This is a genomic window from Chromobacterium haemolyticum DSM 19808, from assembly GCF_000711885.1.
Classification (GTDB): domain Bacteria; phylum Pseudomonadota; class Gammaproteobacteria; order Burkholderiales; family Chromobacteriaceae; genus Chromobacterium; species Chromobacterium haemolyticum.
Window position 1 is genome coordinate 151032 of sequence record NZ_JONK01000006.1, and the last position, 23273, is coordinate 174304.

At 62.6% G+C, this 23273-nt stretch carries 19 protein-coding genes; 10 read left to right on the plus strand and 9 right to left on the minus strand.

The window, feature by feature from the left end; genetic code table 11:
* Nucleotides 1-49: 49 nt before the first annotated feature.
* From infB to rimP, 3 genes are read right to left on the minus strand one after another with little or no spacing between them, the layout of a single operon-like run.
* Nucleotides 50-2977 (minus strand): translation initiation factor IF-2, encoded by a 2928-nt coding sequence (infB, locus tag BR71_RS05910; RefSeq protein ID WP_043633986.1) that lies wholly within the window; start codon nucleotides 2975-2977, stop codon nucleotides 50-52.
* Nucleotides 2978-3016: 39 nt separating this feature from the next.
* Nucleotides 3017-4495: a transcription termination factor NusA gene (gene nusA / locus BR71_RS05915; protein ID WP_043633989.1), complete on the minus strand. Its 1479-nt coding sequence runs from the start codon at nucleotides 4493-4495 to the stop codon at nucleotides 3017-3019.
* A 52-nt stretch (nucleotides 4496-4547) separates the two neighbouring features.
* Nucleotides 4548-4973 carry a ribosome maturation factor RimP gene (gene rimP / locus BR71_RS05920; protein ID WP_043633992.1) on the minus strand — a complete coding sequence of 142 codons (426 nt, stop codon included), beginning with the start codon at nucleotides 4971-4973 and terminating at the stop codon, nucleotides 4548-4550.
* Nucleotides 4974-5286: 313 nt separating this feature from the next.
* Here rimP and BR71_RS05925 point away from each other — a divergent pair, with 313 nt between their 5' ends.
* The 7 genes from BR71_RS05925 to BR71_RS05955 all read left to right on the plus strand — a co-directional run bounded on the left by BR71_RS05925 (nucleotide 5287) and on the right by BR71_RS05955 (nucleotide 13652).
* The gene (locus tag BR71_RS05925) at nucleotides 5287-6969 is read left to right on the plus strand and encodes a long-chain-fatty-acid--CoA ligase (protein ID WP_043633995.1); all 1683 of its coding nucleotides are present in this window, start codon (nucleotides 5287-5289) and stop codon (nucleotides 6967-6969) included.
* 131 nt (nucleotides 6970-7100) lie between these two features.
* A complete protein-coding gene (locus tag BR71_RS05930) occupies nucleotides 7101-8228 on the plus strand; it encodes a PilT/PilU family type 4a pilus ATPase (RefSeq protein ID WP_231138223.1) in 1128 nt (375 codons plus the stop codon).
* 7 nt (nucleotides 8229-8235) lie between these two features.
* On the plus strand, nucleotides 8236-8586 hold the full coding sequence (locus tag BR71_RS05935) for an arsenate reductase (RefSeq protein ID WP_043634003.1): 351 nt from the start codon (nucleotides 8236-8238) through the stop codon (nucleotides 8584-8586).
* Nucleotides 8583-9716: a succinyl-diaminopimelate desuccinylase gene (gene dapE / locus BR71_RS05940; RefSeq protein ID WP_043634006.1), complete on the plus strand. Its 1134-nt coding sequence runs from the start codon at nucleotides 8583-8585 to the stop codon at nucleotides 9714-9716. Before BR71_RS05935 ends, dapE begins: the two co-directional genes overlap by 4 nt.
* 147 nt (nucleotides 9717-9863) lie before the next feature.
* Nucleotides 9864-10493 carry a MarC family protein gene (locus BR71_RS05945; RefSeq protein WP_043634009.1) on the plus strand — a complete coding sequence of 210 codons (630 nt, stop codon included), beginning with the start codon at nucleotides 9864-9866 and terminating at the stop codon, nucleotides 10491-10493.
* A gap of 288 nt (nucleotides 10494-10781) precedes the next feature.
* Complete coding sequence (gene ccoG / locus BR71_RS05950) at nucleotides 10782-12143, plus strand: cytochrome c oxidase accessory protein CcoG (RefSeq protein ID WP_043634012.1); 1362 nt, start codon at nucleotides 10782-10784, stop codon at nucleotides 12141-12143.
* 114 nt (nucleotides 12144-12257) lie between these two features.
* Entirely contained in the window at nucleotides 12258-13652 is a 1395-nt protein-coding gene (locus tag BR71_RS05955) for an aminotransferase-like domain-containing protein (protein WP_043634016.1), read from the plus strand.
* On the opposite strand, the gene BR71_RS05960 is transcribed toward BR71_RS05955, so the two are convergent.
* The 6 genes from BR71_RS05960 to BR71_RS05985 all read right to left on the minus strand — a co-directional run bounded on the left by BR71_RS05960 (nucleotide 13649) and on the right by BR71_RS05985 (nucleotide 19991).
* Nucleotides 13649-14041: a hypothetical protein gene (locus BR71_RS05960; protein ID WP_143330318.1), complete on the minus strand. Its 393-nt coding sequence runs from the start codon at nucleotides 14039-14041 to the stop codon at nucleotides 13649-13651. The genes BR71_RS05955 and BR71_RS05960 overlap by 4 nt on opposite strands.
* A 48-nt stretch (nucleotides 14042-14089) precedes the next feature.
* A complete protein-coding gene (locus BR71_RS05965) occupies nucleotides 14090-15223 on the minus strand; it encodes a branched-chain amino acid ABC transporter substrate-binding protein (RefSeq protein WP_043634023.1) in 1134 nt (377 codons plus the stop codon).
* 75 nt (nucleotides 15224-15298) lie between these two features.
* Nucleotides 15299-16780: an aldehyde dehydrogenase gene (locus BR71_RS05970; RefSeq protein WP_043634028.1), complete on the minus strand. Its 1482-nt coding sequence runs from the start codon at nucleotides 16778-16780 to the stop codon at nucleotides 15299-15301.
* 12 nt (nucleotides 16781-16792) lie between these two features.
* Entirely contained in the window at nucleotides 16793-17668 is an 876-nt protein-coding gene (gene dapA, locus BR71_RS05975) for a 4-hydroxy-tetrahydrodipicolinate synthase (protein WP_043634032.1), read from the minus strand.
* A gap of 74 nt (nucleotides 17669-17742) precedes the next feature.
* A complete protein-coding gene (locus BR71_RS05980; RefSeq protein ID WP_043634034.1) occupies nucleotides 17743-18987 on the minus strand; it encodes an NAD(P)/FAD-dependent oxidoreductase in 1245 nt (414 codons plus the stop codon).
* Between the two features lie 2 nt (nucleotides 18988-18989).
* Entirely contained in the window at nucleotides 18990-19991 is a 1002-nt protein-coding gene (locus tag BR71_RS05985; protein WP_043634037.1) for a 4-hydroxyproline epimerase, read from the minus strand.
* A gap of 373 nt (nucleotides 19992-20364) precedes the next feature.
* Between BR71_RS05985 and BR71_RS05990 the strand changes: the two genes are divergently transcribed.
* The 3 genes from BR71_RS05990 to BR71_RS06000 all read left to right on the plus strand — a co-directional run bounded on the left by BR71_RS05990 (nucleotide 20365) and on the right by BR71_RS06000 (nucleotide 23271).
* On the plus strand, nucleotides 20365-21060 hold the full coding sequence (locus tag BR71_RS05990) for a GntR family transcriptional regulator (protein ID WP_043634040.1): 696 nt from the start codon (nucleotides 20365-20367) through the stop codon (nucleotides 21058-21060).
* Between the two features lie 538 nt (nucleotides 21061-21598).
* Nucleotides 21599-21877 carry a (2Fe-2S)-binding protein gene (locus BR71_RS05995; protein ID WP_275888038.1) on the plus strand — a complete coding sequence of 93 codons (279 nt, stop codon included), beginning with the start codon at nucleotides 21599-21601 and terminating at the stop codon, nucleotides 21875-21877.
* Nucleotides 21874-23271, plus strand: coding sequence for an FAD/NAD(P)-dependent oxidoreductase (locus BR71_RS06000; protein WP_043634046.1), 1398 nt, complete (start codon nucleotides 21874-21876; stop codon nucleotides 23269-23271). The genes BR71_RS05995 and BR71_RS06000 overlap by 4 nt, the downstream gene beginning before the upstream one ends.
* Nucleotides 23272-23273: the final 2 nt, after the last annotated feature.

The following is a 23273-nucleotide window of genomic DNA, read 5'->3' on the forward strand; positions in this document are numbered from 1 at the left end:
GCGCCCGCCGACCTCACGGTCAGACCGGCGCCCGCCCCTGGCGTCTCGCTTACAGAGAGCGCGCCACTTCCACGATTTCGAACGCTTCCAGCTGGTCGCCTTCTTGGATGTCGTTGAAGTTTTTCAGCATCAGGCCGCATTCGTAGCCCTGCTTCACTTCCTTCACGTCGTCCTTGAAGCGCTTCAGGGAGTCCAGTTCGCCGGTATGCACCACCACGTGGTTGCGGATCAGACGGATCGAAGCAGTGCGCTTGATCATGCCGTCGGTCACCATGCAACCCGCGATATTGCCCACCTTGGACACCGGGATCACCTGACGGATTTCCACCGTGCCCAGGATCTGCTCTTTCTTCTCCGGAGCCAACATGCCGGACAAGGCCGCTTTCACTTCGTCCACCGCATCATAGATGATGTTGTAGTAGCGGATGTCCACGCCTTCGCTCTCCGCCAGCTTGCGGGCGGCGGCGTCGGCACGGGTGTTGAAGCCGATCACGATGGCCTTGGAGGCGATCGCCAGGTTGACGTCGGATTCCGAGATGCCGCCCACGCCGGAGTGCAGGATGCCCACGCGCACTTCGTCGGTGGACAGCTTTTGCAAGCTGCCGGCCAGCGCTTCGTAAGAACCTTGCATATCGGCCTTGATGATGATGGACAGGGTTTGCACCTCGCCCTCCGCCATCTGCGCGAACATATTTTCCAGCTTGGCCGCCTGCTGCTTGGCCAGACGCACGTCGCGGAACTTGCCGGCGCGGAACAAGGCGATTTCACGCGCCTTCTTCTCGTCGGTCAGCACCATCGCGTCCTCGCCGGCCTGCGGCACGTCGGACAGACCCAGGATTTCCACCGGAATCGCCGGACCGGCGGATTCGATGGCCTTGCCGTTTTCGTCCATCATGGCGCGAACGCGACCGAAAGCGGTGCCAGCCAGGACCACGTCGCCCTTCTTCAGGGTGCCGGACTGCACCAGCAGCGTGGCCACCGGGCCGCGGCCCTTGTCGAGACGAGCCTCGACGATGATGCCCTTGGCCGGGGCGTCCACCGGAGCTTTCAGCTCCAGGACTTCGGCTTGCAGCAGAATGGCTTCCAGCAGCGCGTCGATGTTCAGGCCCATCTTGGCCGACACTTCAACGAACTGGGTGTCGCCGCCCCAGTCTTCCGGCACCACTTCGTGCGATACCAGTTCCTGGCGGATGCGCTCTACGTTGGCGCCCTGCTTGTCGATCTTGTTCACCGCCACCACCATCGGCACCTTGGCCGCTTTGGCATGGTGAATGGCTTCGATGGTTTGCGGCATCACGCCGTCATCGGCCGCCACCACCAGCACCACGATGTCGGTGGCTTTGGCGCCGCGGGCACGCATCGCGGTAAACGCTTCGTGACCCGGGGTATCCAGGAAGGTGATCATGCCGCGCGGGGTTTCCACGTGGTAGGCGCCAATGTGTTGGGTAATGCCGCCGGCTTCGCCCGCGGCGACCTTGGCGCGGCGGATGTAGTCCAGCAGCGAGGTCTTGCCGTGGTCGACGTGACCCATCACGGTCACCACCGGGGAGCGCGGCAACTCGGCCATTTCCACGGTTTCGCCGCCGCCCAGCTCCAGATAGGCTTCCGGATCGTCGGCCTGAGCGGCCTTCGGCACATGGCCCATTTCTTCCACCACGATCATCGCGGTTTCCTGGTCCAGCACCTGGTTGATGGTTACCATCATGCCCATTTTCATCAGCGCTTTGATCACCTCAACGGCCTTAACGGCCATCTTGTGCGCCAAGTCGGCAACGGAAATGGTTTCCGGCACCAGCACTTCGTGCACGATCGGTTCAGTCGGCGCTTGGAAAGCGTGCTGATTGTTCTGCTTGTGACGGTTTTTGCCGCCGCGGGATTTCCAGTCGTTGCCGGCATCGCCGCCCTTGGTCCTCAGACCGCGGCCGCCCTTCTTGCCTTCATCCCAGCGATCGCCGCCCTTCTTGTTGCCGCCGCCCTTCTTGGCGTCGGGACGGCCGGCCACCGTGGCCGGAACCACAGGAGCGCCGGGCGCGCCGGCTGCAGCCGGACGCGGACCGCGGTTGTCGCCCGCCGGACGCGGACCACGGTTATCGCCTGCCGGGCGCGGGCCACGATTGTCGCCAGCCGGACGCGGGCCGCGGTTATCGCCTGCCGGGCGCGGGCCGCGATTGTCGCCCGTCGGGCGCGGACCGCGGTTGTCGCCTGCCGGACGACGATCGTCGCGACGCGGTTCGTCACGGCGCGCCGGCTCCGCGGCGCGTACCGGCTCGGGAGCCGGCGGCGGCGGAGGCGGCTGCAGCGCGGCCTGGCGGGCAGCCTGACGGCGTTCTTCGCGCTCGATCTTTTCGCGCATCAGCGCTTCCTGACGGGCGCGGAACGCGGCTTGACGCTTTTCTTCCGCTTCGCGGGCGGCAATCTCTTCCGGAGTCAGGATGGACGCCACGGTGGGACGCTGCGCCGGCGCGGCCGGCTTGGGAGCGGCCGGCTTGGCGGCTTCCTGACGCGGCGCTTCCGCCGGCTTGGACTCGGGCTTGGCTTCCGCCGCTTTCGGAGCGGGTTCCGGCTTAGGCTCGGGCTTGGCTTCCGCTTTCGGCTCGGGCTTGGCCTCTACCACCGGCGCCGGTTCCGGCGCCTTCACCGGCTCGGCCGGCCGGGATTCCGCCGCGGCGGCGGGCTGAGCCGCGGACGCCTCTTCCGGGCGCACCACGAAACGCTTCTTGCGGGTCTCCACCTTGACGGTGCTGCCGTCGGCGGTCTTGATCTCGCTGGTAGACTTGCGCGTCAGGGCGATGCGCGACTCTTCGTCGCGCGCGCCGTGGGAACGCTTCAGATAGTCTAGAAGCTGGGTCTTGTCTTGCGCGGATAGCGCGTCATCCGGCGAACGCTTGCTCACGCCCGCCGCGCCCAGCTGCTCCAGCAGGCGCTCCGGAGTGAGATTCAGCTCACTGGCAAATTGTTTTACGTTTGTCAAAACCATGCGTCTTCCCAAATTCTGTAAATTCTTTCCGGACAGGCCTTACTGGTCGAACCAGTGCTCGCGCGCCTTCATGATGACGGCGCGGGCGGTCTCGGCTTCCATGCCGGTCATGTCCACCAGATCGTCCACGGCCAAATCGGCCAGGTCGTCGCGGGTGATCACGCCGCCTTCGGCCAGCTTGCGAACCAGCTCGGCGTCCAGGCCCTCGATATCGCGCAGGCCATCGGAAACGCTTTCCACCTTTTCTTCGGACGCAATAGCCTGTGTTAAAAGAGCGTCACGTGCGCGGCTGCGCAGATCGTTGACCAGCTCCTCGTCAAACCCTTCAATCTCCAGCATTTCCGCAATTGGCACATAAGCCACTTCTTCCAAAGCGGCAAAGCCTTCTTGCACCAGTACGGTGGCGACATCCTCGCTCACGCCCAGGGCGCTCACGAACAGATCCCGCACGGCGGCGTCTTCCGCCTGGTGCTTCTCTTCAGCCTCGGCAACGGTCATGATGTTGAGGTACCAGCCGGTCAATTCGGCGGCCAGCTTGACGTTCTGGCCGCTACGGCCGATGGCCAGCGCCAGCTGTTCCTCTTCCACCACCACGTCCATGCTGTGGTTGTCTTCATCCACCATGATGCGGCTGACCTCGGCCGGCGACAGCGCGTTGATCACGAACTGAGCCGGTTCCGGCGCCCACAGCACGATGTCGATGCGCTCGCCGCCCAGCTCCTGACTGACCGACTGAACGCGCGAACCGCGCATGCCGATGCAGGTGCCCTGCGGGTCGATGCGCGCGTCGTTGGCTTTAACCGCGATCTTGGCGCGCATGCCGGCATCGCGCACGGCGGCCTTGATCTCCAGCAGGCCTTCGTCGATTTCCGGCACTTCCAGCTCAAACAGCTTGGTCAGGAAATCCGGAGAGGTGCGCGACAGCACCAGCTGCGGGCCGCGACCCAAACGATCGATGCGCAACAGGAAGGCCTTGACGCGGTCGCCCACGCGCAGGTTTTCCTTGGGGATCATCTGATCGCGCGGCAGCACCGCTTCCAGCTTGCCGCATTCTACGATGGCGTTGCCCCGCTCGATGCGCTTGATGGTGCCGGTCACAAGGTGCTCGCGGCGCTGCAGGAACTCGTTCAGCAGCTGCTCGCGCTCAGCGTCGCGGATGCGTTGCAGGATCACTTGTTTGGCGGTTTGAGCGCCGATACGGCCAAACTCCACCGCTTCCATCGGTTCTTCGATGAACGCGCCCACTTCAATGCGCGGATCGCGCTCACGCGCGTCGATTACGCCGATTTCCTTGCTTTCCGATTCCAGCAGCTCGTCCTCCACCACCAACCAGCGGCGGAAGGTCTGGTATTGGCCGCTGTGACGGTCGATTTCGACGCGCACGTCCATCTCGTCATCGGTAAACTTTTTCTTGGTTGCCGAGGCAAGCGCCATCTCAAGGGCGGAAAACACCACATCCTTGCTGACATTCTTTTCGCTCGCCAGGGCATCCACCAGCAAAAAAATCTCGCGACTCATTCATTCCTCTCCGATTTTTGTCCTTTTGCGTGGCTTTATGGCCGTCCAGACATCAAAACTCAGGCTCCAGCCTGGCTTTGTCGATATTGGCAAACGGAATTGCCACGATACGGCCATCCACATCCAGCTTCACAGAGTCTTCCTCGACCCCGGCAAGACGACCGGTAAATTTCTTCTGCTGCTCGATCGGCATGCGCGTCTTGATCTTGGCAAGCTTTCCGGCGAAGCGGACGAAATCAGCCTCTTTCTTCAGCGGACGGTCCAAGCCCGGCGAAGATACTTCGAGTCGCTCGTAGTCGATGTTCTCGACCATGAAAAGGCGGGTAAAGTGATTGCTCACCTGGACGCAATCTTCCACGGTGATGCCACCCGGCTTGTCGATAAAAACGCGAAAACCGCCCCCCGGGGTCATTTCGAAATCGACCAACTCATAGCCGAGACCCGGCAGGGTGCTGTCCAGCAGCAAACGAACATCCATTGCTTTTTCCACAAATAAAAAATGGGCGAAACGCCCATCCCTAACCGACGCGATTGTAACCTATTCCATTGAAAAAGAAAACCGGCGAACCACCCGCCGCCAACGGACTCGGGCGGCTGTTTGCGCCGGACTTCTTTGCGAGCGGTTCTAGTTACGGTACATTACCGGGCACTCAAACAGCAGTTTGACGTCATGAGCGGCCAAGCCGCCGCGACATAACAAATATTATAGTTACCAAAAGGTACGATACCCGCCGGCGCGCGACACGCTGGCGCGACTCTCGTTAACCAGCACGATGGAGAAACCGGGATTTATGGAAAAGGTGTGGCTCAAAAACTACCAGCCGGGCGTAGCTCACGAAATCGACATCAATCAGTTTCAATCCGTGGTCGAGGTTTTCGACCGCAGCGTAAAAAAATTCCATGACCGTCCCGCTCTGGCCTGCATGGGCAAAGAGCTCAGCTACCGCGAGATGGATCAGCTCTCCGGTCAGTTCGCCTCCTATTTGCAGCATGAGCTGAAGCTCCAGAAGGGCGACCGCGTGGCGGTGATGATGCCCAATCTGCTGCAATATCCGGTTGCGGTGTTCGGCACCCTGCGCGCCGGCGGCACCGTGGTCAACGTCAACCCGCTGTACACCCCGCGCGAGCTGGAGCACCAGTTGAAGGATTCCGGCGCGGAAACCATCGTGATTTTGGAAAACTTCGCCAATGTGCTGGAGCAAGTGCTGCCGCGCACCCAGGTCAAGCACGTGATCGTGGCCTCCATTGGCGAGATGCTGGGCTTCGCCAAGGGCATGCTGGTCAATTTTGTGGTGCGCAAGGTCAAGAAAATGGTGCCGCCGTGGCGCCTGCCCGGCCATGTCCGCTTCAGCGACGCCCTGTCCCGCGGCGCGCGCTCGCCCTACCGCCCGGTGCAGCTGGGCCATGACGACATCGCCTTCCTGCAATACACCGGCGGCACCACCGGCGTCTCCAAGGGCGCAATGCTGCTGCATCGCAATATCGTCGCCAATATGCTGCAGGCGGGCGAATGGGTGAAGCCGGTTATTCGTCCGGGGCAAGAGATCATCGTCACCGCGCTGCCGCTCTATCACATCTTCTCGCTGACAGCCAACCTCATGGTGTTCACCGAGGTGGGGGCGCTCAACATCCTGATCACCAATCCGCGCGACATCCCTGGCTTCATCAAGGAAATGGGCAAGTATCCGGTTACCTGCATGACGGGGGTCAACACCCTGTTCAACGCGCTGCTGAACAATCCCGAGTTCGCCAAGCTGAACTTCTCCACCTGGCGCCTGGCGCTGGGCGGCGGCATGGCGGTGCAAAAAGCGGTGGCGGACAAGTGGAAACAAGTGACCGGGGTCACCCTGGTGGAAGCCTACGGCCTGACCGAAGCCAGCCCGGCCGTGTGCATGAACCCTCTGGACCTCCCCGCCTACAACGGCGCCATCGGCGTGCCGGTGCCCTCCACCGAGATGCAACTGCGCGACGCGAACGGCAATGAAGTGGCGCCCGGCGAACAGGGCGAGCTGTGCATCCGCGGCCCTCAGGTGATGAAAGGCTATTGGAACCGCCCGGACGAAACCGCCAAGGTGCTGAGCCCGGACGGCTTCCTCGCCACGGGCGACATGGCCATGCTGACCCCGGACGGCTTCGTCAAACTGGTGGACCGCAAAAAGGACATGATTCTGGTATCCGGCTTCAATGTTTACCCCAACGAGATCGAAGACGTGGTGGCCGGCCACGCCGGGGTGCTGGAAGTGGCCTGCATCGGCGTGCCGGACGACAAGTCCGGCGAAGTGGTCAAAGTGTTCGTGGTGCGCAAAGACCGCGCGCTGACGGAAAAGGACATCATCCAGCATTGCCGCGACAACCTCACCGGTTACAAAGTGCCCAAGCTGGTGGAGTTCCGCGACGAACTGCCCAAGACCAATGTCGGCAAGATTCTGCGCCGCGCGCTGCGGGACGAAAACAACAGAGTCAAATCCGCCTGACGCATGCCGACACCATGAAATCGCCGCCGCCCGTCCTGTCGGGCGGCGTTTTTTTTGGACGCGAGACGGCTACACTTTAAAAAACCGTTTTATTGATAAACCTTGCCGCTTCCGGGTGCACGATTATGTTGATGCTGCCGTTTTTCAAATTGATGGCCGAACGCCGCGCCAGCGATCTGTTCTTCACCAGCTTCTCTCCACCGATGATCAAGCAGAACGGAGAACTGCTGCCGCTGAATGAAAAACCGCTAACCGCGGACATGGTCAAGCAACTGGCCTACAGCTTGATGAGCGAAGAGGAGATAAGCGTCTTCGAGCAGGAGCGGGAAATGAATCTGGGCCATCCCGTGCCCGGCCTCGGCAGTTTCCGCATCAATATCTTTTGGCAGCGCGGCTCGGTGGGCATGGTAGTGCGCTACATCCTGCCCAATATTCCTTCGTTGGATCACTTGCAGCTGCCGCCGATACTCAGCGAATTGATCAAGCTCAAACGCGGCCTGATCCTGGTGGTAGGCTCCACTGGCTCCGGCAAAAGCTCCACCGTGGCGGCGATGCTGCAAACCCGCAACCAGACCATGAGCGGCCACATCCTCACTGTGGAGGACCCGATCGAGTTTCTGTTCCGCCACGACAAATCCATCGTCAACCAGCGCGAGGTGGGCTTCGACACCCTCTCCTATGCCCGCGCGCTGAAGAACGCGATGCGCGAGGCGCCGGACGTGCTGATGATAGGCGAGATCCGCGATCCCGAAACCCTGACCCAGGCGGTCACTTACGCCCAGTCCGGCCATCTGTGCATTTCCACGCTGCACGGCAACAACAGCTATCACATGCTGAGCCGAGTCATCAATTTCTTCCCGGCGGAAAGCCGCGCCGCCTTGTTGATGGACCTCTCCTCCGCGCTGAAGGCAGTGGTTTCACAGCGCTTGATTCCCACCGTGGACGGCGCCCGAGTGCCGGCAATTGAAATCCTGATCAACACCCCGCGCATTTCGGAGTTGATCCGAAACGGAGAGATAGACAAAATCAAGGAAGCCATCGAAAACAGCATGAGCGATGGTTCGCAAACCTTCGAACAGGCGTTGTACCGGCTCTACAGCACGGGACGCATCAGCCTGGACGAGGCCCTGAGAAACGCCGACTCGCCCACCAACCTGTACTGGTTGATCAATCAGAGCAAGGAAAAAGCGGCGAGCGGCGACGATAAGCAAGCCGGCGGCGAGCCGCCAAGCTTCGACAGCATCAAACTGGACCTGTAACCCACCCATGATTACTCTTTACGGCATCCCCAACTGCAGCACCGTCAAAAAAGCGCGCCAATGGCTCAGCGACAACGGCCTCGACCACCACTTCCATGATTTCAAGAAACAAGGCGCGGACGCCGCCAGCCTGGAACGCTGGGCCGCCGCGGTCGGCCTCGCCAAGCTGATCAACCGCCAGGGCACCACTTGGCGCCAGTTGCCGGACGAGGTCAAGGCCGGCGCCGATCAACTGCCGGCCGCGCTGGCCTTGATGCAGGCCAACCCCTCTGTGATCAAACGCCCGGTGCTGGACGCAAACGGCAAGATCAGCGTCGGCTTCGTCGAAGCCGACTGGGCGGAGCGCCTGCTGAAATGAGCGCCACCCTGGAACTGGCGCGGCAACTGATCCGGCTGGACTCGGTCACCCCTCGCGACCAAGGCTGTCAGGAACTGATGATAGCCCGGCTGGAAGCCATCGGCTTTCGCGTGGAACGCATGCGCTTCGGCGACGTCGATAATTTCTGGGCGCGCCGCGGCGGCGACGGCCCGCTGGTCTGCTTCGCCGGCCACACCGATGTAGTGCCCACCGGCCCGCTGGAACAATGGGACAGCCCGCCCTTCGAACCCACTGTCCGCAACGGCTTGCTCTACGGCCGCGGCGCCGCCGACATGAAAGCCTCGCTGGCGGCCTTCGTCACCGCCTGCGAAGACTTTGTCGCCCACCACCCCGGACACCCCGGCTCCATCGCCCTCTTGATCACCTCGGACGAGGAAGGCGTGGCGGTGGACGGCAGCATTAAGGTAGTGGACGCACTGGAAGCGCGTGGCGAAACCATAGACTATTGCATCGTCGGAGAACCCACTTCGGACCAAGCTCTGGGCGACACCATCAAAAACGGCCGCCGCGGCTCACTGTCCGGTCAGTTGATCGTGCATGGCATCCAGGGGCACATCGCCTACCCGCATCTGGCCAAAAACCCGGTGCATCTGATGGCGCCGGCGCTGGCGGAACTGGCGGCGACGCGCTGGGATGAGGGCAACGCCTTTTTCCCGCCCACCAGCTGGCAGGTCTCCAACATCCACGCGGGCACCGGCGCAAGCAACATCATCCCCGGCCATTGCGAAATTCGCTTCAACTTCCGCTTCTCGCCGGAGAGCAGCGCGGAATCGCTGAAGGAGCGCGTCTGCGCCATTCTGGACCGCCACGGCCTGGGCTACGAACTGCACTGGCAGTTGTCCGGCCAGCCCTTCCTGACCCAGCCGGGCAAGCTTACCGATGCCCTCGGCCGCGCCATCGCCGCCGTCGCCGGCCGCCAGGCCGAGCTATCCACCACCGGAGGCACCTCCGACGGCCGCTTCATCAAACGCATCGCGCGCGAACTGGTGGAGTTCGGCCCGGTCAACGCCACCATCCACAAGCTGAACGAATGCGTGGAAGTGGCCGACATCGAGCCTCTGTCCGCAATTTACCGCCGCACGCTGGAGCAATTGCTGAACACGGACTGAGCTGAATTCCGGCTATGCTGAAACCGGTTGCGCCCAATTGGGCCAACCGGTTTTTTTACGTGGAGACGCTCCTGTCTGACGCAGTGCCGACGCTTCCCGTCTCCCGCCTGAATGCGCAGTCCTCCAGCGAAAGGTATGATCCGAACCATGGAAGTCGAAATCGCAAAAATATTCATCGCGCTGCTGGTGCTGGTCAATCCGCTGGGCGCCATCCCCATCTTCATCAGCCTGACGCCCACCTCCAATCAATTGGAGCGCAAGAAGATCGCCAAGACCACGGCCATTGCCGTGGCCATCGTGCTCTGCCTGTTCGCCGTCGTCGGCGAGACCTTGCTGCGTTTTCTCGGCATCAGCGTCGGCTCCTTCCAAGTGGGCGGCGGCCTGCTGGTGATGCTGATCGCCATCGCGCTGATGAACGCCAAGCCAGGCCCCACCAAAACCACCAAGGTGGAGCGCGAGGAGGCTGAAAGCAAGACCAATATCGCCGTGGTGCCCTTGGCGATTCCGCTGATGACCGGGCCGGGCACCATCTCCACCGTGATCATCTATGCGACCACGGCCTCGTCATGGGTACAGGTGATTTACCTTTTGGTAAGCAGTTTGCTGGTGGCCATCACCTGCTACGGCGCGCTGGTGCTGGCCTCGCCGCTATCGCGCCTGCTGGGACAGACCGGCATCAATATCGTCAACCGAGTGATGGGCATGCTGCTGGCCGCGGTGTCGGTGGAAATCATTGTGGACGGGATTTATCGTCTTTTCCCGCAGCTTGCCAGATAAAATCCCGTAAACCCCACAAACTCGGCAGGATTATTGTGCGGAGGCCATCAGCACAGTCTCACGCATCCAATACAGCATGAAGCGGGATCGGCCAGTGGAAGCACCCGTTTCATGCAGGGAAAACTCATTGTTTTCACTTGAAGTTTCCCCAAATACCCGTCAAGCCCCAGCCCTGATCTGTATATAGACAGACTGCGCTGTATACACATTTTCAAGAGCAACTGTTCATTGTTTGTACCGATCCCAAGCAGTACTAATAAGGGGTTTTCATCCAATGGTCATTTTGCCATGTCTAGCCAGCAAGCCGTCCCCATCAAAATCTATCCGCGCCTGACCACCGGCCGCTTCAACAATGTTCGGGTGTTCATGGTTCTCGCCACCCAACTGGTGTTCTTCGGCCTGCCTTGGTTGCAGTGGAACGGCAGGCAGGCTGTGCACCTGGACCTGGAACAACACCGTTTCCTGATTTTCGGCCTCACTTTCTGGCCGCAGGATTTCATCTTTTTCGCCGCCTTGTTGGTGATCTGCGCGCTGGGCCTGTTCCTGTGGACCGCGCTGGCGGGCCGGCTTTGGTGCGGTTACAGCTGCCCGCAGACAGTCTACACCCAGATCATGTTGTGGATCGAACGGCTGACCCTGGGCGATCACAACGCGCGCCGCAAGCTGGACGCCGCGCCGATGAGCGTCAACAAATTCACGCGCAAAACGCTGGCGCATGGACTGATGGGTCTGTTCTCGCTGATCACCGGCTTCACCCTGGTGGGCTACTTCACCCCCGTGCGCGAACTGGCCGCCGCCGCGCCCAGCCTGGCCTACGGCCCGTGGGAAAGCTTCTGGATACTGTTCTACGGCGGCTTCACCTGGCTGCTGGCCGGCGTGCTGCGCGAGAAAGTCTGCCTGCACATGTGCCCGTACGCCCGCTTCCAGGGCGCAATGTTCGACAACGACACCCTGATCATCTCCTACGACAACCGCCGCGGCGAACCGCGCGGCAAAAGCAAGCAAGCGGCGGACAAGGCGCGCGGCAGCTGCATTGATTGCGGCATCTGCGTGCAGGTTTGCCCCACCGGCATCGACATCCGCAACGGCCTGCAATACGAGTGCATAGGCTGCGCCGCCTGTATCGACGCCTGCGACCAGGTCATGGACAAGACCCATGCGCCGCGCGGGCTGATCCGCTACACCAGCGCCGCCGCGCTGGAAGCCGCCGGCAAGCCCAACCGCCCCAGCAGCAGTCATCGCCCGCGAGTCATCGTTTACTCCAGCCTACTGGCCGGCATCATCGCCCTGTCCACCACCGCGCTGATCTTGAAAAAACCGTTCAAAGTGGATGTGCTACGTGATCGCGCGGTTCTGGTGCGCGCCACCGACGACGGCCTGCTGGAAAACAGCTACAACCTGAAGCTGATCAACACCAGCGAACAGGCGCAGCGCTTCAAGATCCAAGTGGAAGGCCTGCCCAGCCTGAGGCTGGACAAGCCCGGACAGGTGGTCGAAGTCGCGCCCACCCAGACGGAGACCGTCACCGTGCGGGTGCAGGCCGAGCCCGAGCACGCCACTCGCGGCGCGCACGACATCTACTTTGTGGTCAGCTCGCTGAGCCATGACGGTAGTATGATCAGGGAAAAATCCAGCTTCATCGGCGAATGAATCTAGGATCCGCCGACGTTTTTTCAGCGCAACGCAAACATCGGCGATCCTAGGCAGTCCATCAGGAGTCAAACCGCGGCGCAACGCCGCCGCGGTCCAACCGCCAGGAATACAATGAGCAAGACCAGTCAACTGAGCCAGCGCTTTCGCCATGCCATCGAGCAAGGCCATCTGCGCCCCGGCGATCGCATGCCTTCGCTGCGCAAACTGTGCCTGGACCACAAGGTCAGCATCACCACCGCCCAACGCGCCTATGCCGAATTGGAGAAACAAGGCCTGATCGAATCCCTCCCCCGCTCCGGCTTCCGGGTGCTGGGTCTGTCTTCGCTGTCGCTGCGCCAAGCGCCGCCGCTGCCGGACCACCCTGGGGAGTTCCGCGCCGAGCACCTGACCATGGCGCTGCCCATGCCTTGGGGCTGCCCGTTCATGAACCCGGTGCTGATCAACACCACGCCGCTGACCCGCGCGCTGACCCGCGCGCTCAGCGATTACCGCTACGCGCTGTCCAGCACCGACAGCGAAGGCTACGAAGGCTTGCGCCGAGAATTGGCGCTGCGCTACCTGGCCCAGGGCGTGGAGCTGGACGGCGAGGAAATGCTGATCACCTGCGGCGGCATGGAGGCGCTGAACCTGGCGATCCGCTCGGTGGCCCGCCTCAGCGGCAGCGACTGCATGCTGGTGATCACTCCGGCCTTCCCGCCCATCTTCGAACAATTGGAACACCTGGAACTGCGCGCCGTCGGCTTCAACTGCCCGCCAGGGCAGCCGCTGGACCTGGAACGGCTGGAGGCGCTGCTGATCCAGCACCAGCCGGCCGGCATCATCGCCATGCCCAATTTCCAGCACCCCACCGGCCAGGTGATGAGCGATTCGCAAAAAGCCGCGCTGCTGGCGCTGGCGGAGCGTCACCGCGTGCCCATCATCGAGGACGACACCTATCGCGAGCTGTACTTCGGCGAAGGCGCGCCGCTGCCGCTCAAAGCTTTTGACCAGCGCGGCAGCGTGCTGCACTGCTCCTCCTTCAGCAAATCGCTGGCACCCGGCTATCGCGTGGGCTGGATCGCAGCAGGGCGTTTCCGGGACAGCATCCTGGGCCTCAAGCTATGCAGTTCGCTGGCCACGCCGCTGCCCAGCCAGATGGCGCTGGCCCGGCTGCTGGCCGGCGGCCATCACGAGGATATGCTCAGCCTGCTGCGCCAGCGCCTGCAAAACAATCTGGCCGCGCTGCAACAGCAAATCGCCGCTCACTTCCCCGCAGACTGCCGGGTGGCCAGGCCTCAAGGGGGCTACTTCCTGTGGGTGGAGCTGCCGCCCGGCATAGACTGTCGCCGGCTGCTGCCGATGGCGATGCAACAAGGGCTGCACTTCGCGCCGTCACAGATGTTCCACACCCCGGGGCAGGACACCGGCAACGCGATGCGGCTGAACTTCAGCTTCTTCGATCCGCTGCAACATCGTTCCGGCGTGCCGCTGCTGGCCGAGCTGCTCAGCCCGACCAAGGTACGCTAAGCCTCGTCAGGCCCGGCCACGCGCTGGGCCAAGTGCTTGCGCTGCCCCAGAAGGGGCAGCAGCAAGGTGCGGCAACAAGGGGGGATGGACAGGGCGAGGAAAAAACCGTTCCAACCCCAAACATCGATCACCTTGGCCAAAAGATAGCCGGACAAAGCCGCGCCCAAAACACCGAACGCGCCGATAAAACCGGTGCGGCGCGCGCCGAACTCCTCGTCCAGCACCCCGTGGTCTGGATAGCGCAGCAGGGTGCACTCGCACAGCTTTGGCTCAATCACAAGATCCAGCCGGGTTATCAGGGCGTGGTCCGGTTTGAATTGCGAACTCCAGTCAGGACGGGAAGCCAGCAAGCCGCGGCTGCCCACCACCCGTTCCCGAGCGAAGCTCAACCAGTCGTCCAACTACCCTTGGGAATACCGCATCATTCAAACCTCCTTTCACTGCATCACCGCTCTTGTCGTCCACTGGCCGTTCTTGACCTCGGAAATCGTCACCGCCGCCTTGTTGAGATCGCCTTTGGCGTCAAAGGAAAAATCCGTGCTGACCCCGGCGTAGCTAAGCTTGGCCAAGACCGGCATGAAACGTGCCGGTTCCACCGAGCCCGCCTGCTGCATCGCGGCGGCCACCATCATCATGCCGTCGTAGAACTGCGGCCCCAGCCGCACCACGTCCTGTTTGAAGCGCGCCTGATAACGCTGGCGGAAAGCCTTGCCCGCCGGTCTGTCGTTCAACTGGCCGCCGGGAATGCCGGCGAAGTGGCCGCCCGCGCTGTCGCCGGCCAAGCTGAGGAAGGTAGGCGTTTGCAGCATGTCGCCGCCCAACAGCCTGGCGTCCAGACCCAGCCGCTTCATCTGCTTGACCATAGGCGCGGCCTGAGCGTCGGCCCCGCCGTAAAAGATCACTTGGGGCCGCAAGGGCTTGACCGCGGTCAGGATGGCGGAGAAATCACTGGCCTTGTCGTTGGTGTACTCGCGGCGGGCGATCTTGCCGCCGCTGGCTTGCACCGCCTTGGCGAACTCGTCGGCGATGCCCTGACCGTAGGCGGTGCGGTCGTCTATCACCACGATGCTGGCCGCCTTCAGCGTTTGCACCGCGAAGCGGCCCAGCGCCGCCCCCACCTGACTGTCGCTGCCCACCAGCCGGAAGGCGGTGCGGTAGCCCTGCCGGGTATAAACCGGGTTGGTGGACACCGACAACTGCGGAACGCCGGCGGCGGCGTAGATGCGCGCCGCCGGGATGGATACTCCGGAGTTGAAATGACCTAACACCGCCTTGACGCCGGAGTCGACGAAGCGCTGAGCCACCTGAGTGCCGATGCGCGGATCCGCCTGATCGTCCTCCGCCAAGAGTTGGAAGCGCACCGGCTGGCCGCCGACCTGCAACTTGCGCGCGTTCAATTCGTCCACCGCCAGCCGCGCAGCGTTTTCATTGTCCTTGCCGTAATGCGCCTGCGGTCCGGACAAGGGCGAGGCGAAGCCGATCTTGACCAGGGTTTCGGCAGCGGCCGGCCAGGCGCTTATCAGCAACACGGCGCCAGCGAGCGCCGCCCGCAAGGGGATAATGGGTTTCATCTCGTCTCTCCTTTGTTTTGACATGGGTGCTGCCGAAGGCAGCCCGGCGCCGCGTGGGCGACACCGGGCCTGACTCTAGTTCACGTACCAGATGGTCTTGGTCTGTTGATATTGCTCCAGCGCTTCCAGGCCTTTATCGCGGCCGCCGAAGCCGGACTGCTTGAAGCCGCCGAAAGGCGTGGTGATGTCGCCTTCGGAAAAGCCGTTGACCGACACCGTGCCGGCGCGCAAGGCGGCCGCGACGCGCTGCGCGCGCTTGACGTCGCGGGTGTACAGCGAGGCGGCCAGCCCGTAGACGCTGTCGTTGGCCAAGCGCACCGCCTCTTCCTCGCTGTCGAAGGTGCTGACCGCCAAGATGGGCCCGAAGATTTCCTCTTGGAAAATACGCATCTTGGCGCTGACCTGATCGAAGATGGTGGGCTCGATATACCAACCACTGCCCAGCTCGGCATGGATGCGGCCGCCGTGGACCAGCCGCGCGCCCTCGGCCTTGGCCACTTCCAGATAGGCTTTCACCCGCTCGAAGTGGGCTTGCTCCACCAGCGGGCCGACCTGAACCGTAGGATCGGTGGGCAGGCCCAGCTTCCAGCCGGCCAGCCGCCGCTTGAGCTTCTCAAGCAACTCGTCCTTGACTGCGGAAGCGACAATCAAGCGCGAGCCGCAGCTGCAGTTTTCGCTCATATTCCAGAACGCCGCGGCCAGCACGTCGTCGACAATCTCATCCAGCGCGGCGTCCTCGAACACCAGTTGCGGGCTCTTGCCGCCCAGTTCCAGCACCACTTCCTTCAGATTGCTCTCGGCGGCGTATTGCAGAAACAAGCGCCCCACTTCGGTGGAGCCGGTGAAGGACACCATGTCCACATCCGGGTGCCGGCCCAGCGCCTCGCCCACCGCCTGCCCGGAACCGGTGACCAGGGTCAGCGCGGCGGCGGGGATGCCGGCCTGATGCGCCAGCTGGGTGATGCGATAAGCGCTGAGCGAGGTCTGCTTGGCCGGCTTCACCACCACTGAATTGCCGGCGGCCAGCGCCGGAGCCACTTTCCAGGCGTACATCTGCGCCGGGAAGTTCCACGGCAGCACCGCGCCCACCACGCCTATCGGCTCCTTGACGATGAAGCCCAGCGCTTCCGGCCCGGTGGGCGCCACCTTGCCGTAGCACTTGTCAATCGCCTCCGCGTACCAGGCGAAGGTGTCCAGCGTGGCCGGCAGGTCGGTGTTCAGGCATTCGGTGATCGGCTTGCCGGCGTCGATGCAGTCCAGCGCCGCCAGTTCCTCCACGTGTTCGCGCAACAACGCCACCCACCGTTGCATCGCCTGCTTGCGCTCGGCCGGCGGCCGGCGCGACCATTCGCCGGACTCGAAGCATGCGCGCGCCGCCGCCACCGCGGCGTCGACGTCGGCGGCGTCGCCGGCGGCGACATGGCCGATCAAGCTATTGTCCATCGGCGTCATATTGTCCAGCCGCGCCCCCCTGCCCTCATGTCCGGGGATCAGCAAGCCGGCCCATAAGCGCCCTGCTCGGGCGCTCTCGAATACTGCTTCCTTGCTTAATGGCATCTCGTTCTCCCGTTAGCGATCAAACGCGGCCAGCGCGTCGAGAAAAGCCTTGGCTTCCGCGCCCGGCAAGGGCAGCAAGGGCAGACGCACATCTCCGGCGTCGACGCCGTGACGGCGCACGCCCAGTTTGGCCTTCTGGTTGTAACCGCCGGACTCCATCGCCTGGATCGCCGGATACATCGCCGCCATCAGCGCGCGCACTCGCGTCCAGTCTTCGGCCTTGGCGGCGTTCAACATCGCCACCTGCTCGCTGGGGAAGACATTGGCCGCGCCGCTGATCCAACTGCGCACGCCCCAAAACAGGAAATCCGCCGCCTGGTCGTCGCAACCGCAGATCACTTCGAAATCCGGCAGCCGCGCCTGAATCAGCGCCAGGGCGCGGCTGAAATCGCCGCTGCTTTCCTTGATGCCGACGATATTGGGCACGCGGCTCAACTCAATCACGCTGGCGATGTCGATGGAGACGCCGGCGCGGGCCGGAAAGTTATAGAGAATGATGGGCAGCGCGCTGGCGGCGGCCACCGCCTTGAAGTGAGCGATGATGCCGGCCTGATCCGGCAGGCTATATGCCGGCGGCGCCAGCATCAGCGCCTCGTACCCCAGCTCCGCCGCCTGACGCGCGCGTGCTATCGCGCCGCGGGTGGACAGGTCGTTGGCGCCGGCGATCAAGCGCAACCGGCCCTTGCCCGCCTTGGCCACGCACTCCAGCACTTGGCTGCGCTCGCCTTCGTCCAAGGCGTAGTATTCGCCGGTGGTGCCGCAGGCGACGATGCCGGCGACGCCTTGTTCGATGAAGCGCTCGACCAGTTGCCGCAGCGCCGCCAAATCCAGGCGGCCGTCGCGGTCGAACGGTGTAACGATGGGGACCAGAATGCCTTGTTGTTGCATAGGGTGTTTCCTTTATGCTTGAGGGTGGACGGAAGCCGCGCGGCTCACTCCAGCGTCGCGATGGGGCCGCGGCGCTAAAAACGCGCCAGGCGGTACGGGTGCAAATCCAGGCCGCTGGGACGCTGCAACACCATGTCGCGCAGCAGCGCGCCGGTGGTGGCGGCCAGCGTCAGGCCCAGGTGGCCGTGACCGAAGGCGAAATACAGGCCGGCGCGATCCGGCGCGGGGCCGATCACCGGCACGGTGTCAGGCAGCGACGGCCGGTTGCCCATCCACAACGTCATGTCCTCGGTGGAGAAATCGCCGACGATGCCGCGCGCTTTGTCCAGCAGGATCTCGGCGCGCCGCCAATCCGGCGCTGCGTCGCGGTGCGCCAGCTCCACGGTGCCCGCCAGCCGCAGCCCGCCGTCGGCCAGCGGCAGAATCACAAAGCTTTCGCTGGCGCACTGGATGAAATGACGCAAGGCCACGCCGGCCTTGGGCAAGTTGACGTGGTAGCCGCGTTCGCTTTCCAGCGGCACCCGGTAGCGGCACTGGCGGGTGAAACGGTCGCTCCAAATGCCGGCGGCGACAATCACCTGCCCGGCAGCCAGCATGCGGCCGTCGGCGCAGACCACGCCGTCCACCTTGCCGCCGCGCTCGCTCAAAGCGGCCGCTTCCGCTTGTTCGAAAACGCCGCCGGCGGCGACGAAGGCATCGAGCAGGCCTCGGCTAAATAGATAGGGATCGTCGACATGGGACCAGGCCGCCACCTTGACCGCGCGCGCCCATCCATCCCGCAGCGCCGGCTCGCAATCCTGAACGGCAGCCTGATCCAGCGTCTGCCAGGCCACGCCGTGCTCTGCCTTGCGTCGCCAAGCCGGCAAGGCCCGTTCAAGTTCGGCCGCATCGCGGTACAAGGTCAGCGCGCCGTGCCGCCGCCACATGCCGTCGAGGCCGGCCCGCGCCACCAGCGGCGCGTAGTCGGCGGCGGCTCGGTTCAACAAGGCCGCCAGCGCGCGGGTCAGCGAAGCCACCCGCGCCGGCCGGCTGGCCAGCGCAAAACGCGCCAGCCACGGCGCCAGCGTCGGCAGATAACGCCAGCGCACCGCCAGCGGCCCCAGCGGGTCCAGCAGCCAGCCAGGCAACCGCCGCCAGACGCCGGGCTCGGCCAGCGGGATCACATCGCTGACCGCCAGCGCGCCGGCGTTGCCGTAGCTGGTTTCCCGCGCCGGCTCGCCGCGGTCCAGCAACAACACATCCAGGCCGGCCAGCCGCAATTGCAAGGCCGTGGCGATGCCCACGATGCCGGCGCCGACGACAATGACTCGCTCGCTCATGCTCAGGCCACCTCGAAGCCATGAACATAGGGATCGGCGTCGTCCAACAGGATGCGGTTGTACGCTGTGAAGCGCGCCCAGCCCTGCACCGAAGGCACGATTGCCGGGTAATCTCCAACCTGGGTCTCCGCCAGCACTCGGCCAACGAACTGGCTGCCGATAATGCTCTCGTGGACGAAGCTTTCACCAACGGCGAGCAGGCCGCGCGCATGCCGCTGCGCCAGCCGCGCCGAAGTGCCGGTGCCGCATGGAGAGCGGTCTAGCGCCGACTCGCCGTACAGCACGGCGTTGGCCGCGCTGGAGCCGGCGTTCTTGGGCGCGCCGGTCCACTGGCAATGACGGACGCCGCTGATATTCGGGTCCAACGGGTGGACGATGTCGTAATGCCGGTTCAGGTATTCGCGCAGTTCACGCCCCATCTCAACCAGTTGCGCCGGCGAATAATCCGCCATGTCGCGGTAGCCCGGCTGCGCCTCGACGATGGGATAGAAGTTGCCGCCGTAGGCGATATCCACCCGCAGGCGGCCCAACGCCGACACCTCCGCCTCCACGTCGCGCAAATAGAGAAAAGACGGCACATTGGTCAGCGTTACCGCGGCGACCTTGCCGCCCTCCATCCGATATTGAGCCGCCACCTTGCCCGCTGGCGTGTCCAGGTTCAACACCCCGGGCTCGGCCGGCCTCACCAGCCCGTGTTCCAGCGCCATGGTGACCACGCCTATGGTGCCGTGGCCGCACATCGGCAGACAGCCGCTGGTCTCGATGTACAGCACCGCGATATCGCAATCCGCCCGCGTCGACGGATACAGGAAGGCGCCGGACATCTGCGCATGGCCGCGCGGCTCGAACATCAAGCCGGTGCGTATCCAGTCATAGCGACGAATGAAGTCCAAGCGCCGCTCCGCTTGCGTCTCGCCTTCCAACTTCGGGCCGCCGTTCACTACCAGCCTTACGGGGTTGCCGCAGGTATGGCCATCCAGACATTCGAATTCGCGCACCGCCATGTTCTTGCTCCTCGCATGTGATGTGGCCACTCTAACCCCGCCATTTTTTGAATACAATTTTTACAGTTCAAGATGGAGAGGCGCCAGCGTAGAGAAAGTATTGATTTACATTAAATTAGATTTTTTATTCAATAAAATCATGGTTTTATGTTTTGTTGCTTTTTATCATCTTGCATTGCAGCATGTTTGATATCATGGAAAATCGTGATAACCATGCAAAAAATCATCAATATTTGAATACAAAAATACACACCAATCCGTAAACAGAACCTACAAAGATCAAAGCCGGCCGCAATCAAGCCGCCCTTGCCTTGCCATTGCCGGCCCACTCCGCGCCTGTGATAATTTGAGGATTCCAACCGTCGACACCGCCATGCCTCGAACCACCGCCCCGCGCCAAACCCTCACCGCCACCACGACCGACACGCTGCGCCAGCGCATCTTGCTGGGAGAATGGCCGGCCGGCACTCAACTGCGCCAGGAAGCGCTGTCCAAGGAACTGGGCGTCAGCCGGGTGCCGCTGCGAGAGGCGCTGCGGCAACTGGAGGCAGAGGGCTTGGTGGCGATTACCGAGCGGCGCGGCGCGGTGATCGCCCAACTGTCGCTGCCGGAAGTGATGGAGTTGCTGCGGGTAAGAGTGCTGCTGGAATGCGATATGTTGCTGGAGGCCGTGCCGCGGCAGACTCAGGCGGATTTGGATGCGGCCGGGGCGCTGCTGACGCAATTTGAAGAAGCGCTGCGCCGACGGGATGTCGGCGCCTGGGGCATCCTGAATTCACGCTTCCACCTAGCGCTTTATCAGGCGGCCAACCGGCCGCAAACCCTGGCGCTGATAGAACAGCTTCACAACCGCACCGACCGCTACACGCGAATGCAGATTCTGCTGACCAATTTCAGCGACCGCGCCCACCGCGAACATAGCGAAATGCTCGAATTGTGCCGTCGCAAGGATGCAATCAGCGCCGCAGCCTTCTTGCGACAGCACATTCTGAACGCGGAAGAGGCTCTGGAGGCCTGGTATCAGGAGCACCAGAGCGAAACCGGCCGCAACGCGCGCAAGCGGCCCTGAAACCCACCTGGGAAAATTCCGCAAGGGCTTGGTTTCAAACAAAAAAGTCTTGAATCACACTATATCCAATGACTAAAATAATGATATTGACATCATTTTTCAAGCCATTTGATTATAATCAATTAATGTACAGTTTTGAAAATGCTATACGCATTAAAATAACAGAAAAACATATTATTCCAACGGTTTAACAACACACAAAACTCACACAACCATTTGTTTTTTAATTAAAAACAAATAGACCACCCTCTTGCCGCACTCACTGACGCAGCCAATCTGTATACATCTGATTACAGAAATCTGTACATTGCCTGTATCCATACAATGCGATAACAATGCTGCGACAATTTAAAAGCGATTCATCATAGTTAGACTACGGCAGGCGCCATATAGTCTGATTGTCTGACTAAAATCAGACGCGACAAAATCGCTCGCAGCCGGAAAAGACTGTCCACTCTCCGGCACCTCTTTCGTGTCAGCAGAACCAGAACGAGCTATTTCGATGCCAAATTTAGACAGAAAATATGACATTCAGAAATTGAATGCAGATCAAATCGCCATCAACATCAATGGCAACACCGTCGTCGCCGCGCAGGGCGAAACCGTACTCAGCGTGCTCAACGCCGTTGGCTTGCGCCGCGTCAGCCGCAACGACAGCCAGCAAACCATGGGTTCCTACTGCGGCATGGGGGTATGCCACTGCTGCCTGGTCCGCATCGACGGCCGCTACAAACGCCGCGCCTGCCAGACAGTGGTGCAAGCCGGCATGACCGTGGAGACCGCGGCCAACCGCATTGAACTGGAGGGCCTGCAATGAGCATGCGCCCCATCATCGTCGGCGGCGGCCCCGCCGGCATGGCCGCCGCCATCGAGCTGGTCAACCATGGCCAGCCCTGCACGCTGATAGACGAAGCCTCGCGTCTGGGCGGCGTGGTTTACCGCGGCCCCTTGCGTCAAGGCGTGACCCTGGACTACCTGGGCGAACGCTACCGCGACGCCATGCAAGCTCTACACTCGGAGTTCGCCAAGGTCAGCCACGCGGTAGAAGTCAAACTGAACACCCGCATCGTCGGCGGCGAAGCCGGCCAATGGCTGTACGCGTTGAATGAACAAGAAAAGGTCGAGAAGATCGACTTTGAGCAATTGCTGCTGTCCGCCGGCTGCCATGAGCGCAGCGTGCCCTTTCCAGGCTGGACCCTGCCCGGCGTGATCATGCTGGGCGGGCTGCAATTGCAGATCAAAAGCGGCGTGGTCAAGCCGCTGGGCCGCACCACCATTGTAGGCACCGGCCCCTTGCTACCGCTGGTGGCCTGTCAATTGCACCGCGCCGGCGCAGAAGTCCAAGGCGTCTACGAGGCCAGCTCCTTTGGCCGCATCGCCAAGGAAACCCTGGCCATGCTGAACAAGCCGCAGCTGTTCCTCGACGGCCTGAGCATGCTGGCTTACCTGAAACGCCACGGTGTGCCGCTGCACTATGGCTGGGGCGTGGTGGAGGCAAGCGGCCAGCAAGAGGTGCAGGAAGTCACCGTCGCGCCGTACGACGACAACTGGACGCCGGATCTGAACCGCGCGGTCAGCCTGGCCACCGAAACCCTGGCGGTGGGCTACGGCTTCATTCCGCGCACCCAACTCACGCAGCAAATGGGCCTGCGCCACGCTTACGACGCCGACGGCTTCCTCAAACCGGAAATCAACGGCTGGCAACAGAGCAGCGAAGCCCACATCCATCTGGCCGGCGACATCGGCGGCCTGCGCGGCGGCGAAGCCGCCATGCTGAGCGGCCGCATCGCCGCCCAGTCCATGCTCAAACAAAGTGGCGCGATCAGCGCCGAACTGGCCGAGAAAAACCGTCAGCGCTATCTGACGGAGTTGAAGGCGGTGCTGCGCTTCCGCGTGGGCATCGACAGCTTTACTCAGCGCGGCAGCGGCCAGTTGACGCTGCCGCGGGAAGACACGGTGATCTGCCGCTGCGAGAACGCCCTGCGCAAGGATATCGACTCCGCGCTGGAACAAGGCGTGCAGGACTTGATCAGCCTGAAGATGCGCACGCGCGTCAGCATGGGCGACTGCCAGGGCAAGATGTGCGTCGGCTATTGCAGCGACCGCCTGCGCGAGCACACCGGCAAGGCGGACGTGGGCTGGATCCGGCCGCGCTTCCCGCTGGACCCCTTGCCGTTCTCCGCCTTCCAAACCGAAACCGAAGAGGCCTGACC